Below are 16,432 nucleotides of genomic sequence, written 5' to 3'. Positions count from 1 at the left end.
GACCGAGGCCGACCTGGCCGAGAAGGTCACTGCGGAGCTGCCCGTCGCACTCCGCCACGGCGAGGTGGTGATGCACGATCACCTCGCCTCGGCTGACGGGCCCGCGCCGCCGCAGCCACCCACGACGTGGACCTCCTTGTCGGCGTCGACGGAGCCTCAACGACCGGCCTGGCAAAGGCGATCGCCCTGACCACCGGCATCCCCGTCATCACCGTCCCCACGACCTAAGCGGGTTCGGAAGCCACCAGCGTCTGAGGACTGACCGAAGGGCACGCAAAACCCACTGCAGCCGACCCGCGGGTTCCGCCCAGCACGATCGTCTACGACGCGACACTCACCCTGTCGCTGCCGGTGGCCATGAACGTCGCCTCGGGACTCAGCGCACTAGCCCACTGCGTGGACTCCCTATGGGGGCCGAGCACCGACCCGGTGGACAGGCACTGGCAGGCGAGGGCATCCGCGCGCTCGCGGCCGGAATGCCCACCGTGACGGCCAACCCCAGCGCGCCCGAGGGCCGCGAAGAATTCCTGTACGGCGCGTACCTGCCGTCCGTGGCGTTCTCCTCAGCCGGCTGGGGCCTGCACCACAAGATCTGCCGGTGATCCGAACTGCGCTGAGTTCATGTCACCAGGGCCGTTTCGGGCGGGGCAGCCATGGATTGCGCCGCCGTTTCGGAACCCAGCCACATTCGATCTTTCGAGCCGCCGACCCACACCAAGCCGCTCTGACAAACTTTTGTCGAAGGTATTAATCAAAGCGACATCTGGGTGCTACGTTGCCTTTTCAGCAGAGGCCGAGTGGCCGCCGAGGCCGGAAAATCCACGGTGCCGCCCGACGAAATGCAACGTCATGAAGGCTTCCCTGAGTCAGGGACGTCGCCCTCATCTCCTGTCTGATCGAGCGGTTCTTCGCCCGACTCCTGCGCGGAGAACCCTCGCATGTCCGAGATCCACCGAACCGCGTCGGCAGCTCGTACGGCGGGCGGCGTCGCGCCCCAGCTCCCCTCAGCCGCCGTTCGTCGGCGGAGGCCGGCAGGCCTCGAACCAGCGCGGCGGTGGGACCGCCACCGCTTCACATCCCGTCACCGTACGCATGGAAGGACAGTGAGATGACCCGGATCGTGGTCGACTTCGAGCGCTGCGAGGGCCACGGCCTGTGCGAACAGACTGCGCCCGCGGTGTTCCGGCTCGACGACGAGGGCGAGTTGCACCTGACGCGTGACGAGGTGGACGGGGAGTACGAAAGTGTCGTCGCGGCCGCCGTTCGGGTATGTCCCGTCGCGGCGTTGAAGGTGCAGCCGTGAAGCGGATCGTCGTGGTCGGTGGGTCCATCGCCGCGGTCACGGCGGCGCAGAGCCTGCGTACCGAGGGCTACGACGGCCAGGTGACCGTGCTCTCCCAGGAGCCTCATCCGCCCTACTCGCGCGTTCCACTCTCAAAAGGCGTGCTGGCAGGCCGGGAGTCCGTGGAGTCGGCTCTGCTTCCCCCGCCGGGCGAGGACATCGAGTTCCGTACCGGGGCGCGGGCCGTACAACTGGACGTCCGCGGGCGTGCGGTGACGTTGACCGACGGCACGCAAGTCCCGTACGACGGGCTGGTCGTCGCCACTGGGGCCCGAGCCCGTCGCCTGACCGGCGGCGGCGATCTGGTGGTGCGCACCCTGGATGACGCATCGGCCCTCGCTTCCCGGCTTGCCGACGCCCGCAGCGCGATCGTGCTGGGCGGTGGCTTCCTCGGCATGGAGATCGCCACGACCTGCCGCGCCCTGGGCCTGGAGGTCACCGTCATCGACCTCGTCCCGCCGCTGCTCAGGCTGCTCGGGCCATGGCTGGCCGGTCTCGCCGTCGCGGCCACGCGGGATCACGGCATACGGGTCCGGGTCGAGCCGGACGGCGTCGACGTCCTGGGCGAACACCGCGTGCGCTGTGGCGAGTCGGTCGTGGAGGCCGACGTGATCGTGTGCGCGGTCGGAGACGTGCCGAACACCGGCTGGCTGAAGGACTCGGGCCTGACCCTGGACGCCGGCGGCGGCCTCGTCGCCGACACGTGCTGCCGCGTCGCTCCGGGCGTGGTCGCCGCCGGGGACGTCGTGTCCCGGCAGGGACGCCGAACTCCGCACTGGACCAACGCGGTCGAGCAGGGAAGGGCGGCCGCGGCGAGCATGCTGCACGGGGAGTCGGCGCGGCCCTACCGGCCCGACCCGTATTTCTGGACCGAGCAGTCCGGACTCGACATCAAGATCAGCGGCGAACTCCCCCTCACCGGACCCCCCGAAGTCCTCGCCGGCTCGGTGGACGACCGCAGTGCGCTGCTGAGATGGCGGCACGACGGGGGCACGGCCACAGCCGTCGCGGTCAATCACCGCCTCCCCGTCATCAAACTCAAGGGCCTCGGAGCCGGAGCGCCGATCCCAGCCCCCGCCCGTACGACAACCCATATGTGAGGACGTGACCATGACTCTCCCGCACCTCGCCCCCTACGATCCGCTCGACCCCGCCCACAACGCCGATCCAGCGGCCCGGCTCGCCGAGGCCCGCGACCGCTGCCCGGTGTCCCAGCCGCGCCCCGGCGTGCACTTCCTCACCCGCCACGACGACGTACGGGACGTCCTCACCGCCCATGAGGTGTACTCGTCCGTCGACAACTTCGCCCTGGAAGGCGGTGCCAAGACAGCCGACCTGCCGGCGGCACCGATCACTATGTTGGACCCGCCCGACCACACGGCACTGCGCGCTCGTCTCAGGCGCTGGTTCGCTCCCGCCGTGATCCGCAAGCAGGAACCACGCGTCCGCGACATCGTCACCGATGTCCTCGACGCGTGGCAGCCGGGCCAGAAGGCCGAGATCTATCACGACCTGGCCCGTCAGGTACCGACCCGGGTGGTGTATGCCTTCCTCGGTCTGCCGGAGGAGGACTGGGACCGCCTGCACCAGTGGGCCGACGCAATCGACGACGTCGTCCCAATAGTGCCGATCGACATGCCGGAGTTCGTGGCACTCTGCCGCTATCTCGGAGAGCAGTTCGCCGCCCGGGCTGCCGCCCCGGTCACCGGAGAGGGCGTCCTGGACGGTCTCGCGCACCCCGCTGACGGCCAGCCGCCGCTCACGCCGGCCGAAGCCGTCATGCACGCCTTCCAGCTGATCGTGGCCGCCACGGACACGACTGCCAGTCTGATCACCAACCTCCTCCACGAACTACTGGCAGACCGCAGCCACTGGGAACGGCTGCTCGCCGACCGGTCCCTCATCCCCACGGCGATCGAGGAGTCACTGCGCCACGACGCGCCCCTGCAGTACGTGTTGCGCACCGTGACGCAGGAGCGGGAGATCTCCGGCTGCCCCGTCGAACCCGGCGACCGCCTGGCCGCCAGCCTCCAGTCGGCCAACTGGGACGATCGGGCCTGGGGCGCCGACGCCGCGGACTACTCACTCGACCGCCCGGCGGGGCAGGCTACTCCCATGGCCTTCGGCTACGGCATCCACACCTGCCTCGGCGCACCACTGGCCCGGTTGCAGTCCCGCGTCGTCCTGGAGCAGCTGCTGGAGCGCTTCCCCGAACTGCGGCTCGCTCCCGGCTATCGCCGTGAGCCCGCTCCTGGCCTGGTCATGGTCCGCCGCCCGGCTCGGCTCGACGTCGTGCTCTGAGACTCACCGCGGCGCTTCGATGCTCGCGCCCCGGCTCGCCACCTGCTCATCCCTGGCGCTCCCCCTGGAGCTGGACCCACCCCCACCAACCCACCCACCACGCCCGCCGGAGGCACCCCCATCGTCGGCGCGGGGCCTTCGCCCGGATCTCGCCCCCTGGCCTGCCTCTTCCTGGCGATCCGAGAGAGGGAGAACCCGTGGCCTTCGATCTTCACAGCACACGGCCGCAGTCGGACGAGCACTTCACGACATCGCGCAAGTACAGCTACTGCTTCCGGCGGATGCCCGCGCTGTGCCCGATCGACGTCCAGTACGCCGAGCCTGGTACCGAGGTCACTGTCGGCTGGGGCAACCCTGGCGGTCCTGAGAGGCGCATCCGCGTCTTCGTCGCGCCTGCGCCCCGCAAGGCCGATCATCGGCGCCTCAACCTTCGAGTGGTCCTCTGAGACGGCGTCGGGGGAATCATGCCAACCTCGAATGAGCCGGGCCGCAGCAGCACCAGCCGTGTCTTCGCGATTCTGCACGCCTGCCGGCGCAGCACCGCCCCGATGACGCTCACCGAAATCTCACGCCGGTCGGGGATCCCGGTGGCGACCGCCTACCGACTGTCACGGGAGCTGATAGCCGAGGGCGCCCTGGAGCGGAACGACGACGGTAGCCTCCAGATCGGGATCGGGCTGTGGGAACTGGGCTCCGCCGCACCGCGACAGCGTGGCCTCCGCCACGCGGCACGCCCGGTCATGCAGTCGCTGGCGGGCCATACCCGCACGGTCGTTCACTTGGCCGTCGCCGGCCATCATGAGGCCGTGTGCGTCGAGAAGGTCGCCGGGCCCCGGGCGGTCTCGAATGTGGCGGAGGTGGCCGGCAGCCTCCCGCTGCATGCGACCGGCGTGGGAAAGGTGATCCTGGCCTACTCGGACGACCCGGACGTCTGCGCCGTCCTGCAGTGCACGTCGCTGCGCCGGTACACGGCACGGACCATCGCCGGTCCCGGCCGACTGGCAGCCGAGCTGGCCGGGGTGCGGGATGCGCAGGTCGGTTACTCGCGGGGTGAGCTGACGGTCGGAACGACTTCGGTCGCCGCGCCCGTCTTCGACGCCGAGGGCCGGTTCGTCGCGGCGCTCGGCGTTCTGGCACCGGAAGCGGAGCAGGTGGACCGGCTGGCACCCGAGGTGCGCAGAGCTGCGGATGCCATCTCACGGCGCCTTCCCGCCAACGCCTGACGCTCCTCGAGGTCTGGATTTCGATGACCGAAAGGCTCGCTGGCGTCAGTCGGCGAGGCCGGTCAAAAGTGGCTCCGTGACAAGGACTAGTCGCCGGATCAGGCGCTGTACCGCGGCATTGACCCTATGAAAAGCACCTGGAACATCAGCCAGATGCCCGACCTGACCGGGCGCACCGCAGTCGTCACCGGCGCGAACAGCGGCCTGGGCATCCCTACAGCCCAGGCGCTGGGCAAGGCCGGTGCGCACGTGGTGCTCGCCGTGCGCGACCTCGACAAGGGCAGACAGGCCGCGGCCACGGTCCCTGGTAGCCACGAGGTCCGCCACCTCGACCTCGCCGACCTTTCATCGGTGCGTCAGTTCGCCACCTCCTGGGACGGTGATCTGGACCTGCTGATCAACAATGCGGGCGTGATGATGGCGCCGGAGGGGCGCACCAAGGACGGCTTCGAGACGCATTTCGGCACCAACCACCTCGGCCACTTCGCGCTCACCAATCTGCTGCTGCCGCATATCACCGACCGCGTCGTGACGGTCTCCGCCGCTGCGCACCGGTGGGTGAGCGGAATCAACTTCGACAACCCGGACCTCATCGGCGCCTACAACGCCCGGCAGGCATACGGCCAGTCCAAGCTGGCAAACCTGCTCTTCACGCTTGAGCTGCAGCGACGGCTCAGCGAGATCGGATCACCTGTGCGTGCGCTCGCCGCGCATCCCGGCCTCGCGGCGACAAATCTGCTGCGCACCCCAAAACCGGTGCTGCGCATGTTCGTCCGAGTGGTCGCGCAGGATGCCGAGGCCGGTGCCCTGCCGACGCTCTTCGCCGCGACCCAGGATCTTCCCGGTGCGAGTTACGTCGGGCCGGACGGCATCTCGGGGATGCGTGGCGGCCCAACCCTGGTCAGCCCTACCGCGGCCGCGAGCGATCCGGCGGCGGCGAAGCGCCTCTGGGCGCTGTCCGAGGAACTGACCGACACGAGCTTCGTCGTGAGTGCTTAGCCCTCATCCGCCGATGAACAAAAGCGTGTCCTATGTGGTGAGGCGGACGAGTCACTTGTGCAGCAGCTGGCGTCTCCTCGTCGAGATCGGCTGCCGGCCGCAGTGGCGGGCAGTCTCCCGTGAGTTTCCGACCTGCGGCATCAGGTCGGAAACAGCACATTCCGTTCATCAAAAACACGCTTTGACACAGCCCCAGGCCCGTCTTCAGCATCGGGAGACTCGCGCTTCTACGGCGGTCGCCGGCCGTCCACATCGATACGCGTGTGGCCAGGTCGGCAGTGTGACGAACAGCGCCGTTCCACACCGAAAGGGGCTCCCACGTGACGAGCCAGACCACCGTGCCGCAGATCGGGCATCTGATCGGCGGACAGATATCGGCCCCCCATCTCCGGAACGCGTACGATCCGGGGCGACTCGACGAGGTCGTCGCCCAAGTGGCCGTCGGCACGGCGGAGGACGTGGACCGTGCGGTCCGCGCCGCGCACGCGGCCTTCCCCGGCTGGCGTGACACGCCCGTCGCCGAGCGTGTCCAGAAACTGCTGGCCGCCGCGGAACTCGTCGCGGGCAGCGCCGACGAACTCGCCCCGTTGCTCGTGCGCGAGCACGGCGGTGTGCTCGGGGAGGCGCAGACCGACTTCGCCCTGGGCGCCGGGAGCCTCCAGTACACCGTGAGCCTGGCGGAGGAATTCCTCCGTCCCGTCCAGTTCGACGACGAGCAGAGCTTCATCAGCGTGGAGAAGGTCCCCCGGGGCGTCACGGCGGCGATCGTGCCGTGGAACATGCCCGTGGTCCTGACGATGATGAAGCTCGGGCCCGCACTGGCCACCGGCAACACGCTCGTGCTCAAGCCGTCGCCGTTCGCCCCGGCCGCCCTGACGTTGGTCCTGCACAAGATCGCGGACACTCTGCCGCCCGGCGTGCTCAACGTGGTCCACGGGGAGGGCGATGTCGGGGCCGCGCTGTGCAGCCACCCGCTGGTGCGGAAGGTGGTGTTCACCGGCGGCACCACCACGGGCCGGAAGGTCGTCGAGGCCACCGCCTCAACGCTCAAGAACGTCACCTTGGAACTGGGCGGCAACGACCCGGCGATCGTCCTGGACGACGCCGACACCGACGCCGTCCTCGACCGGATACTCAAAGGCGTCTACACCCGAAGCGGCCAGATCTGTTTCGCCGTCAAGCGCATCTACGTGCCGCGCGGCAGGTACCGGCGGTTCGCCGACGCGCTGTGCGACCGGGTCAACGAGTACGCCGTCGGCCACGGCCTGGACCCGCAGGCATCCTTCGGTCCGCTCAACAACGAAGCGCAGTTCAAGAAGGTACTCGGCCTGCTGGACCGTACCCGCAGCTCCTCGGCGACCCTGGTGGAACTGGGCCGGAAGCTCGACCCGTCCTCCTGGGACAACGGCTACTACCTGCTACCTCACGTGGTTCGCGACGTCGATCACTCCGCTCCGGTGTCGTGTGAGGAGCAGTTCGGCCCCGTAGTCCCGCTGATCGCCTACGACGACGAGGAGCAGGTGGTCTCCTGGGCCAACGACAGTGAATACGGGCTCTGTTCGTCGGTGTGGACCACGGACCCGGACCGTGGGCTCGCGATGGCCCGCCGTATCGAGGCCGGCAGTACGTTCATCAACACCCACTCGTTCGAGTCGTTGGATCTGCGCATGCCGTTCGGCGGTGTCAAGCAAAGCGGGATCGGCCGGGAGTGGAGCACCACCGGGCTGTCCGCTTACGCCGAGGAACACGCCATCCGTCGGCTGAAGTGAACGGTCACGGCGGATTGTGGAGCCAATCACGACACCAGTCGCAGTCTGCTATCGGCGCTGCTCAGACTCCGGGCTCCGCCCGCCGACGTGCGCGCCGGCGGGCGGATTGCATGAGGCACCTCCCACTCGCCGGAGGACTGCTCGTCTTGGCCCTCGCGAAGCGACGGCGACGACATTCAGCCGGGAATTTCATCACCCCCTCAACGTCGAGGAGATCGACATGGCAGAAACCAGCACTGTGGACACCGGTACCGGCTACGGCCGCGAGACACCGTCGTACGACGCGCGGCTGGCCGAGGTCGGCCCGGGCACACCGATGGGCGAGGTACTGCGGCGGTACTGGCAGCCCATCGCCGTGTCGGCACAGCTCACCTCCGACACGCCGCACCGCACGCGGATCCTGGGCGAGAACCTGGTCGTCTTCCGCGACGGCCAGGGCCGCCCCGGCGCCGTCTTCGAACGGTGCGCCCACCGCGGCAGCAGCCTCTACTACGCCCGTGTCGAGGAGGACGGCATCCGCTGCTGCTACCACGGCTGGAAGTTCGACGTGCAGGGTCACTGCCTGGAGCAGATCCTGGAACCGGACCGTGGCCGGCGTCGCGAGGTCGCGCGGCAGCCCTGGTATCCGGTCGAGGAGCGGTACGGTCTGGTGTTCGTCTACATGGGACCGCCTGAGCGCAAGCCCGCCCTCCCTCGCTACGACGCCCTGGAACCCCTGGGAGAGGGCGAGCAGTACTACGCTGCATGGCCGATTCCCGGGCTGCCGCCGACCGGCCTGGTGTCGGACTTCAGCTGGCTGAACATGTACGAGAATGCGCTGGACCCGTCGCATGTGTGCTGGCTGCACTCCAACCACAGCGGCAACCAGGTCATGGGGTCGGACACCACCACCGGACTGCCCGAGGCCTTCTTCGATCCGGAGGCCGTCCAGGACAACATCACGTACACCAGGACGGAGTTCGGAGCCAAGTACGACCATCTCATCCGGGACAAGGCGGCAGGCGGCGACGCCCTACGGAGCTTCCGTGCGGAACTCCACCTGCCGAACGCCTTCGGGCTGCCGGACTACGTGAGCCTGGCCACGGACCAGGGGCCCGACCAGATGCTGTGGGTCGTCCCGATGGACGACACCCACCACCGGGTGTTCTTCTCCATCCGTTCCAGTGACCCCGAGCGCGTGATCCGCTTCGCCTTCGGCCTCAAGCAGAACGGCAAGGACCCCTGGGAGCTGGCCGAGGAGGAGCGGCAGCGGTTCCCCGGTGACGGTGAGGCACAGGCCTCGCAGGGAGCGATCCCGATGCACTCCGAGGAGACCCTGGCAACCACCGACCGCGGCGTGGTGATGCTCCGCCGCATGCTCAAATCCATGGCCGCCGACGTCGAGGCCGGCCGCGACCCACTGGGCGTGAGCACCCTCGACAGCCCTCCACGCCACGTCGACGCCGGCATCTACACCCTCTCCACGGGTACGGCACAGACCGCGGCGACAGCGCCCGCGGCCGAAGCCTGAGGAAGGACGCGGCCGTGACGTGGACAGAAGCGGTGGTCGTCTCTCACTTCCTGATGACCCCCGATATCGCGGTGATCGACCTCGCCCCGGACGAGGGAACCGAGTTCCCCGCCTACACCGCCGGCGCGCACATCGATGTCCAGACCGACTCCGGACCGCTCCGCCAGTACTCACTGTGCGGTCCGCCCGAGAACGGACACTACCGCCTGGCCGTACTCAACGAGCCGGGCTCCCGCGGCGGTTCGCGGGCGATGCACGCGCTCAAGGTGGGCGACCGGTTACGGATCTCGGCACCGCGCAACCGCTTCCCCCTCGTCACGGCCCGCCGGCACCTGCTGTTCGCCGGCGGGATCGGCATCACTCCCCTGCTGGCGATGACGCACCAACTGGACGCCGAGGGCGGCGACTACACGCTGCACTACTGCGCCCGCAGCCGCACCCACGCAGCCTTTGTCCCGGAACTGACCGACAACCCCCACGCCACCTTCCACTTCGACGACGAGGGCCCCGCCCAGATGCTGGACATGGCCCGGGACCTCGGCGAACCGCAACCGGACACAGCGGTCTACGTCTGCGGCCCGGCAGGCTTCATCGACCACGTACTGGGCAAAGCCGAAGCCATGGGCTGGCCGCCGCAGGTCCTGCACAAGGAACGGTTCAGCAACGACCGCGCCGCCGCGCAACGCGACGCGGACGGATCGGGCGGCTTCACCATACGACTGGCCTCCACGGGAGCCGAATACCTCGTCCCCGGCGGGAGCAGCGTGCTCGACATCCTGCTGGAGAACGGCGTCGACGCACCGCACTCGTGCCAGCTGGGCATCTGCGGGGAGTGCGTGGTGCGTGTGCTGGCGGGCGACCCCGATCACCGCGACGACGTGCTCACCCCGGACGAACGCGCCGAAGGCATGTTCGCCACCTGCTCGTCCCGAGCGCTCTCCCCCACCCTGGAGCTGGACTTGTGACCGAGTTCCCCACCTTCCCGCCGGCCGCGGCCGACCGGGGGGCGCTTCCACCGTCGAGCCGGAGCAGGCCGGTCTCCCTGGGTCAGGTCGGCGAGGGTGAGCCGGGAGTGGCCGGGCCGGAACGCGAAGAGCAGGTCCAACAGCCGCGAACCCACGCTCCGGCCAGGCTGACTACTCGTACGGGGGATCAGGCCACCCCCGTGAAGGCTGCCGAAAGAGGACGTCCTCTGACACCCGCCGGTACGGGCTGGACCACCTGCGACGTCAAGGTGTCATCGGCGCGTGAGTCCTCCGTCCACGGCGAGGATCTGGCCGGTGATGAATGCGGCTTCGTCGCCGGCGAGGAATGCCACCGTGTTGGCGACGTCCGCCGTCGTCTGCCGCCGCTTCAGATTCTGCATCTGTACGGTCATGTCGAAGAACTGCTCGCCGGCGCTCTGGAGTGCCTTGGCCGTCGGGACCAGACCGGGGGCGACCGCGTTGACCGTGACATCGTGTTTCGCCAGGTTCGCCGCGAGTACGCTGGTGAACCCGTTGAGGGCGCCCTTGGAAGAGACGTACGCGACGAACGGCGGCGGACTCGTCCAGTAGCTCCCGGACGTTATGTTGATGACCCGGCCGGTGTCGGACTGCTTGAGGTCCTCGAGAAAGGCCTTGACCGTCAGGAAGGCTCCGTTCACGTTGACCGCGAACACCTTGTTCCATTGCTCGAACGTCACGTCGTCGATGTCTGCGAAGGGCACGATGCCCGCGTTGTTCACGACGATGTCGACCCGGCCCAGCGCATCCCGGACCTCCGCGGCGAAGGCGTTCACCTGTGCCTCGTCGGAGACGTCGACCTTCGTGCTGAAGAACCGGCGGCCGTTCCCCTCGACAAACCCCTGCGTATCGTTCGCCGCGTCTACATCGGCAACCGCGATATCGGCGCCTTCGGACGACAGCTTCCGGGCGATCTCCTGACCGATCCCGGCACTACCGCCGGTCACTACGGCAATTTTTCCCGCCAGACGTCCCGCCATGACACAACTCCTTTTCCGCGGGCCGGAGATGTCCGTGAGCGTTGCCCGTTCAGCCATCCGCGGCCCTCAATACGAGTGACCCCGCGCCCACTTCCCGGCTCGATCGACGGGAGAAGCCAAGCGCCGCCTCCACGGGGAACGACGCACCTGACCCCCGCCGCCGGGCATGCGGCGCAGCCCCTTGACCGGCCATGATGCGTGGCTTCCACTCGCGGCGATACGGCGCGTTCCGTTCAACGAAAAGCGTTCCGGCACGCCCCGTTGAGCTGACGCCCACGCCGGTCCCAAGCGGATGGTGACGTGCGCGGAAGAGGCGGCTGTCTGCCACGCCTCCGCAGCCCTGTGCATCGCGGTGATCGACCTCGCGGGCGAGGCAGCCGAATACAGCCGGGGCGCCGTCAACTGCCGGGCTGCTCCCCGTCCTGTAGCTCGTCGACGTCCGGAGGGGGGATCGTCCGACTCCCCGGTCCCTCCTCGGGGGCTTCGGCGAGCGCGTACATCACGCGCGCCAGTTGTTCGGCGTAACGGTCGATGAACTCGGGGGAACCCGGGTCCGCGCCGGTGACGGCGGCGGCCAGCTGCGGCAGCGCTTCCGGCGCGATCGCCGCGGCGAAGAACGCCAGCGTCAACGCGCCGACATCGAGATCGGCGCGGATCTCGCCCCTGGCCTGCCTCTTCCGTGTCTCGTCGACGACGTCGAGCAGGCGGCTCGCCCATGCCTCGGGAGGAGCGGGTTTGCCGTCGAGTTCGGCGCGCATCAGCGTGCGGACGATCGGCACCTTGTCGTCGTGTTCCCAGCGCACGTAGTCCCGGACGATCTCGGCGAACGTCTCCACGCCGCTCATCATGGTCGCGCCCTTGGTGATCCAGCGCTCGGTGAGGGCGTCGTAGAGACCCTTCTTGCCACCGAAATGGTAGGTGATCAGCGAATGGTTCACTCCGGCCGCGGCGGCGATCCGCTCGACCCGTGCCCCCTTGAAACCGTGCTCGCCGAACTCCTCGTTCGCCGCGTCCATGATTTTCTGGCGCGTGCGTTCCGGATCGTGTCGACGGCGAGGATCGGCAGGGCGCCGATGCGGCTTGCGCTGCCCTGCGGGGTCAGGGGCGTGCTCGTCCTTGTCGATCACCTTTCGAATATAGCCCTCCTTGCTTCGGCGTATCAGCAGTCGATGGTGACCCCGGGCCCGGCGATCCGGGACACGCAGGCGCACATCTGACGGCCCTCGGCCCGCTGCCGTGGGGACAGGAACACGTCACGGTGGTCGACGGACCCGTCGCTCTCCAGGATCCGGACGCGGCACAGCCCGCACTCGCCGCGCAGACAGTCGTACATGATCTCGACACCTGCTGACTGCAAAGCGTCCAACATGCTGGTGCCGACGGGGACTTGGACCGTCACACCAAGGCGCTCCACGGTGACCCGGTACGGCCGGGCGGGATGGTCGCCGCTCGTGCCGAAGGTCTCGAAACGCAGGTCCGCGGGCGACCGTTCCTCCAGTTGCCAGGCCTGGCGGACGTCCTTGAGCAGTCCCATGGGACCGCATACGTAGAGCACGCCGTCCTGGGGAACACCGGCGACCACCTCGGCGGGGCTCACGCGAGCTCCGCGTGCGGATTCGGCCAGGGTGACCAGGCCGGGGTGGGCGGCCTCCAGCTCCTGCGTGAACGCCATGTGTTCGCGGGACCGGCCGGCGTAGACGATCCGGTGGTCGCTGCCTCGGGCGCGCAGGGCGCGGGCGAGTCCGAGGACGGGGGTAATGCCGATTCCGGCGGCGAGCAGCACACTGGGGGCAGATCCCGGGTTGAGCGGGAACTCGTCTAAAGGGCCCACGACTTGGAGCTCGTCGCCCGGTGTCAGGGAGTGCATCCACATCGATCCGCCCCGGCCGTCTGACTGTCGGCGTACGGCGATGCGCAGGAGGCCGTCGTCGTGGCCGAGATCGACGAGGGAGTACGACCGGGTGTCGTCGCCGCCTGGAAGGCGCACGGTGACGTCCAGGTGGCTGCCGGGTGGTGGCACGGGGGCCGGGTTCGGCAGGCGCAGCGTGATCAGGACGATGTCCGGCGCCGCGTCGTCGCGGGCTTCGACAGTCGCCACGTGCTTCGTGCCGCCGTTCATGCCGACCGCCGTGTCGTGGCGGCGACGGACGCGAGCGCGGTGGGGTGGGTGCGTTCGCGGCCCTGCTCGGCGGCGACCTTGGCGTCGATGATGCGCCGCGCCCACATGCCGCCGATGTCGATGTTGAGGTTGTAGAACTCGTGGTCGGGGTTGGCCTCGATGGCCCGCTGCTGGGCGTTGAGCATGTCGGTGTCCTGGCCGAAGACGCGGGAGACGTTTTGCCGCAGCAGGTTCGTGAGCCCCTGGTCGCCGAGGTGGTAGTTGCGCGTGAACGCCCAGAAGTAGTGGCAACGGCCGGGGCCGGCCGGCGTGATGGTGTTGAGTACGTGACCGTTGACGCCCGCGCTTCGGTCTCCCTCCGGCGCTCCCGTGCCGACGGGCGCGACGCCGACGTCGATGGTGACCGTCGAGGGTGCGGTGAAGCGGATGATCTGCCAGCGGTCGACGGGGCCGCGGTACTCGGGTGCCTTCCGCCTCAGCTGCATGGCCAGGAACGGTGGCGCCTCGATGCCGTGCATCCAGCGGGTGAGGGTGACCGAGTCCTCGTCGTGTGCCACGTCCGGTTCGGCGTCGGACAGTTCGTCGTTGGCGAGGCTGTCGGCGTGCAGGAACTGCTCGTGCGTCAGGTCCATGAGGTTGTCCACGACCAGGCGGTAGTCGCAGTCGAGCTCGATCCGTTCGCCGTCGCCGACCCACGCGGGGTCGTCGTTCCAGTGCAGGTCGGGGACGAGATCCGGGTCGGCCTTGTCGGGGTCGCCGGGCCAGATCCAGATGTAGCGGTGCCGTTCGACGACCGGGTAGGCGGTCACGGCCGCCGAGGGGTTGAGCGTCTCCTGGGCCGGCATCCGCGTGCATCGTCCGTTGGGGCCGTACGCCACGCCGTGGTAGCCGCACACCAGGTTGTCGCCGTCGAGCCGGCCCATGGACAGCGGGACGAGCCGGTGCCAGCAGGCGTCGGCCAGGGCGACGGGGGTTCCCTCGGACGTGCGGTACAGAACGACGGGGCGTTCGCAGATCGTGCGTGGGAGAAGCGTCCGGCCGATCTCGGTGTCCCAGGCCGCCGCGTACCAGGCGTTGAGGGAATACATACGGGAAGTCCCTCCCGGCGAGGGGCAGTTCACTGGGGAACTCCAGGCCGCTCGCTGCCGGCCAGCCAGGCGGCGCCCTCCGCGTAGAGCCGGTCGACCGCCTCGCCGACCAGGCCCGGCAGGCCGGGCTTCACCGTGAATCCGGCCTTCGACTGCACGTAGCCGAGGTGGCGGTACCCCGCCGGGAACCGGGTGAGCAGTTCGGGGTCGAGCTTGAGGGAGGCGGCTGGATCGACGACGTCGAGGCGGTCCTTCTCGTAGATGGGCTGCCTGCGGACGATCGTCCACTCGCCGCCGTCCCGGGACAGGAAGTCGTAGAACCGGCCGGTGCACACCACGTCCACCAACACGCCGTCCACCTCTGCCCGCTGACTGATCGTCATCTTGGTCTGCGCGATCGCCCGCTCCCCCGCCACGTCCGAGGTGTGGCCGCCCAGGAAATGCAGGATGCTGACGCCGTTCTCGAAGCCCTGCTTGCTGGCGGCCATGAACTCCGCGGCGGGGCCCTGGAACCAGGTGGCGCTCATCCACCCGTCCGGATGCCAGACGGTGGCGAACCGATCCCAGTCGCCGGCGTCCCGCCACAGCGCCCAGTTCTCCACCAGTTGCCTGATCTTCGCCTGATCCTCGTTCATCGAGATCTCCGTCTCTGGTTGCCGCCGGCATTCGCCTGGCGCGTCCCTTGACCGTGCGGTCATGCGCCCGGCTGCTCGGCGGCTTCTTGGGACCGGCCCGAGTGGAGCCGGTCCAGCAACCGCAGTCCTTCCTGTGCCCACTCGACCTCCGCGCGGGCGCGGGCGATGAGACCGCTGTACGCGAAGGCCTTGAACTCCACGACCGCTTCCTGCTCGCCCGGCGGTGTGCGCTCCAGCCGCGCCAGGAGCAGGGGCACTCGGCGCGCGAGGATGTCTTCGCGCTGCTTCTCGTACGACGCCAGGGCGTCTTCGTAGAACCGCGCGTGCGCCTCCAGTTGGGCACGCGCCGCCTCGGGGCTCGCCCATTCGAAGTACGCCGCCTTGAGCCGCTGGGGGTCACGCTCGCGCCGCGGTTCCTCGACGTCCTCCACCCAGGCCCGCAACTGCTCTCGCCCGGCCTCGGTGATGCTGTACCGGCGCTTCCTCGCGTGCTCGCCGCGAGGCACCTCCTCGCCCTCGATGAGACCGGCGGACTCCAGCTTGCGCAGCTCGGGGTAGATCTGGGTGTGCGGCGCGTGCCAGAGGTAGTCGACGGACGCGTCGAACTGCCGCATGGCGTCGAAGCCCGTCATCGGCCGGGCGGCCAGCAGGGCGAGCAGGGCCACGCGCAGCGACATGGGGAACCTCCACAAGGGACGGCGTCACCGCCGACGATCTGGACAGGTATTAATGTATCTCCATACATACCTGTGTCAACGGTTGCGGCAGAGTGCGATGGTGCCGCGGCACGTGCCGAGCACGTGGATCGAGCGGATCGGCAGTAGTTGGCCTCTCTGGCCAATCCAACTGCACGATGTCCTCGCCGCGTTGCGCCACCTGCACGACATCGCGGGCACCCACGGCCTGGACCCGACGTCGATCGGGCTCCGGGGCCGCTCCGCCGGCGCGCACATCGCGCTGCTCGCAGCTGTCGCCGCCGACGGCGACGGCTCCCCCGCAGCGCCGGGCGTACGAGCCGTGGTGGCGGGCTATCCCCCACCGATCTGCTGCATCTCAACGACGACGCGCTGCCCGGCGGAGTCCTGGGCGTGGACCCGTCCGACCCGGCCCGGGGTCTGCCGGGAGCACGCCCGTCGGACCGGTCCGGCACCGGCGCAGCGGCCAGCCCGGCCCGACAGGCCCACCCGCGAGTGCCTCCCGTACTCCTCCTGCACGGCGACACCGACCTCCTCATCGGCCCCGAACAGAGCCGCCGACTCCACGACGCCCTGATCGCCGCGCGCGCCGAGTCCCACCGGCTGCTGGTCCACGGCGCCGACCACGGCTTCCTCAACACCGGCGACTGGGAACTGAACCCCATGACAGCCACCGTGCGGTCCTCCCACGCCCCGGACGCCGAACGTTCCGTACTGCTGACCCCCGCGCTGATCGAGCGCTTCTTCGACCGTCACCTGTGAACGGA

At 69.1% G+C, this 16,432-nt stretch carries 18 protein-coding genes and 1 pseudogene; 13 read left to right on the top strand and 6 right to left on the bottom strand.

The features are described from left to right. The first annotated feature begins 258 nt into the window (after nucleotides 1–258). The 11 genes from ACGFNK_RS23235 (at nucleotide 259) to ACGFNK_RS23185 (ending at nucleotide 10,109) form a co-directional block, all read left to right on the top strand. Nucleotides 259–489 carry an iron-containing alcohol dehydrogenase gene (locus tag ACGFNK_RS23235; RefSeq protein WP_393418864.1) on the top strand — a complete coding sequence of 77 codons (231 nt, stop codon included), beginning with the start codon at nucleotides 259–261 and terminating at the stop codon, nucleotides 487–489. Next, nucleotides 408–602: an iron-containing alcohol dehydrogenase gene (locus tag ACGFNK_RS23230; RefSeq protein ID WP_393418696.1), complete on the top strand. Its 195-nt coding sequence runs from the start codon at nucleotides 408–410 to the stop codon at nucleotides 600–602. Before ACGFNK_RS23235 ends, ACGFNK_RS23230 begins: the two co-directional genes overlap by 82 nt. A gap of 506 nt (nucleotides 603–1,108) precedes the next feature. Next, on the top strand, nucleotides 1,109–1,303 hold the full coding sequence (locus ACGFNK_RS23225; RefSeq protein WP_393418694.1) for a ferredoxin: 195 nt from the start codon (nucleotides 1,109–1,111) through the stop codon (nucleotides 1,301–1,303). After that, complete coding sequence (locus ACGFNK_RS23220; protein ID WP_393418692.1) at nucleotides 1,300–2,442, top strand: NAD(P)/FAD-dependent oxidoreductase; 1,143 nt, start codon at nucleotides 1,300–1,302, stop codon at nucleotides 2,440–2,442. The genes ACGFNK_RS23225 and ACGFNK_RS23220 overlap by 4 nt, the downstream gene beginning before the upstream one ends. 10 nt (nucleotides 2,443–2,452) lie before the next feature. Continuing rightward, nucleotides 2,453–3,643 (top strand): cytochrome P450, encoded by a 1,191-nt coding sequence (locus ACGFNK_RS23215; protein ID WP_393418690.1) that lies wholly within the window; start codon nucleotides 2,453–2,455, stop codon nucleotides 3,641–3,643. Nucleotides 3,644–3,840: 197 nt separating this feature from the next. Further along, entirely contained in the window at nucleotides 3,841–4,089 is a 249-nt protein-coding gene (locus tag ACGFNK_RS23210; protein WP_393418688.1) for a hypothetical protein, read from the top strand. Nucleotides 4,090–4,107: 18 nt separating this feature from the next. Further along, nucleotides 4,108–4,866 carry an IclR family transcriptional regulator gene (locus tag ACGFNK_RS23205; protein WP_393418686.1) on the top strand — a complete coding sequence of 253 codons (759 nt, stop codon included), beginning with the start codon at nucleotides 4,108–4,110 and terminating at the stop codon, nucleotides 4,864–4,866. A 126-nt stretch (nucleotides 4,867–4,992) separates the two neighbouring features. Then, nucleotides 4,993–5,865, top strand: a complete 873-nt coding sequence (locus ACGFNK_RS23200; RefSeq protein WP_393418684.1) for an oxidoreductase — start codon at nucleotides 4,993–4,995, stop codon at nucleotides 5,863–5,865. A 320-nt stretch (nucleotides 5,866–6,185) separates the two neighbouring features. Then, nucleotides 6,186–7,634 carry an aldehyde dehydrogenase family protein gene (locus tag ACGFNK_RS23195; RefSeq protein WP_393418682.1) on the top strand — a complete coding sequence of 483 codons (1,449 nt, stop codon included), beginning with the start codon at nucleotides 6,186–6,188 and terminating at the stop codon, nucleotides 7,632–7,634. A gap of 220 nt (nucleotides 7,635–7,854) precedes the next feature. After that, nucleotides 7,855–9,144 carry a Rieske 2Fe-2S domain-containing protein gene (locus ACGFNK_RS23190; protein WP_393418680.1) on the top strand — a complete coding sequence of 430 codons (1,290 nt, stop codon included), beginning with the start codon at nucleotides 7,855–7,857 and terminating at the stop codon, nucleotides 9,142–9,144. A gap of 14 nt (nucleotides 9,145–9,158) precedes the next feature. Next, the gene (locus ACGFNK_RS23185; protein WP_393418678.1) at nucleotides 9,159–10,109 is read left to right on the top strand and encodes a PDR/VanB family oxidoreductase; all 951 of its coding nucleotides are present in this window, start codon (nucleotides 9,159–9,161) and stop codon (nucleotides 10,107–10,109) included. A gap of 272 nt (nucleotides 10,110–10,381) precedes the next feature. On the opposite strand, the gene ACGFNK_RS23180 is transcribed toward ACGFNK_RS23185, so the two are convergent. The 6 genes from ACGFNK_RS23180 to ACGFNK_RS23155 all read right to left on the bottom strand — a co-directional run bounded on the left by ACGFNK_RS23180 (nucleotide 10,382) and on the right by ACGFNK_RS23155 (nucleotide 15,647). Further along, a complete protein-coding gene (locus ACGFNK_RS23180) occupies nucleotides 10,382–11,128 on the bottom strand; it encodes an SDR family NAD(P)-dependent oxidoreductase (RefSeq protein ID WP_393418676.1) in 747 nt (248 codons plus the stop codon). A 398-nt stretch (nucleotides 11,129–11,526) separates the two neighbouring features. Beyond that, nucleotides 11,527–12,255: a TetR/AcrR family transcriptional regulator gene (locus tag ACGFNK_RS23175; RefSeq protein WP_393418674.1), complete on the bottom strand. Its 729-nt coding sequence runs from the start codon at nucleotides 12,253–12,255 to the stop codon at nucleotides 11,527–11,529. A 32-nt stretch (nucleotides 12,256–12,287) separates the two neighbouring features. After that, the gene (locus ACGFNK_RS23170; RefSeq protein ID WP_393418672.1) at nucleotides 12,288–13,247 is read right to left on the bottom strand and encodes a PDR/VanB family oxidoreductase; all 960 of its coding nucleotides are present in this window, start codon (nucleotides 13,245–13,247) and stop codon (nucleotides 12,288–12,290) included. Further along, on the bottom strand, nucleotides 13,244–14,335 hold the full coding sequence (locus tag ACGFNK_RS23165; protein WP_393418670.1) for a Rieske 2Fe-2S domain-containing protein: 1,092 nt from the start codon (nucleotides 14,333–14,335) through the stop codon (nucleotides 13,244–13,246). The genes ACGFNK_RS23170 and ACGFNK_RS23165 overlap by 4 nt, the downstream gene beginning before the upstream one ends. Before the next feature lie 29 nt (nucleotides 14,336–14,364). Further along, nucleotides 14,365–14,970 (bottom strand): nuclear transport factor 2 family protein, encoded by a 606-nt coding sequence (locus ACGFNK_RS23160; RefSeq protein WP_393418668.1) that lies wholly within the window; start codon nucleotides 14,968–14,970, stop codon nucleotides 14,365–14,367. A 59-nt stretch (nucleotides 14,971–15,029) separates the two neighbouring features. Beyond that, the gene (locus tag ACGFNK_RS23155) at nucleotides 15,030–15,647 is read right to left on the bottom strand and encodes a PadR family transcriptional regulator (RefSeq protein ID WP_393418666.1); all 618 of its coding nucleotides are present in this window, start codon (nucleotides 15,645–15,647) and stop codon (nucleotides 15,030–15,032) included. Here ACGFNK_RS23155 and ACGFNK_RS23150 point away from each other — a divergent pair. Then, nucleotides 15,583–15,975, top strand: a pseudogene (locus tag ACGFNK_RS23150) (alpha/beta hydrolase); the annotation flags it as partial. The gene ACGFNK_RS23155 and the pseudogene ACGFNK_RS23150 overlap by 65 nt on opposite strands. Nucleotides 15,976–16,058: 83 nt before the next feature. Beyond that, nucleotides 16,059–16,427 (top strand): alpha/beta hydrolase family protein, encoded by a 369-nt coding sequence (locus ACGFNK_RS23145; RefSeq protein ID WP_393418873.1) that lies wholly within the window; start codon nucleotides 16,059–16,061, stop codon nucleotides 16,425–16,427. Nucleotides 16,428–16,432 lie beyond the last annotated feature (5 nt).

This window comes from Streptomyces sp. NPDC048825 (genome assembly GCF_043198355.1).
In the GTDB taxonomy this organism is placed as follows: Bacteria; Actinomycetota; Actinomycetes; order Streptomycetales; family Streptomycetaceae; genus Streptomyces; species Streptomyces xiangluensis.
This window is presented reverse-complemented; position numbering and strand designations above follow the sequence as displayed.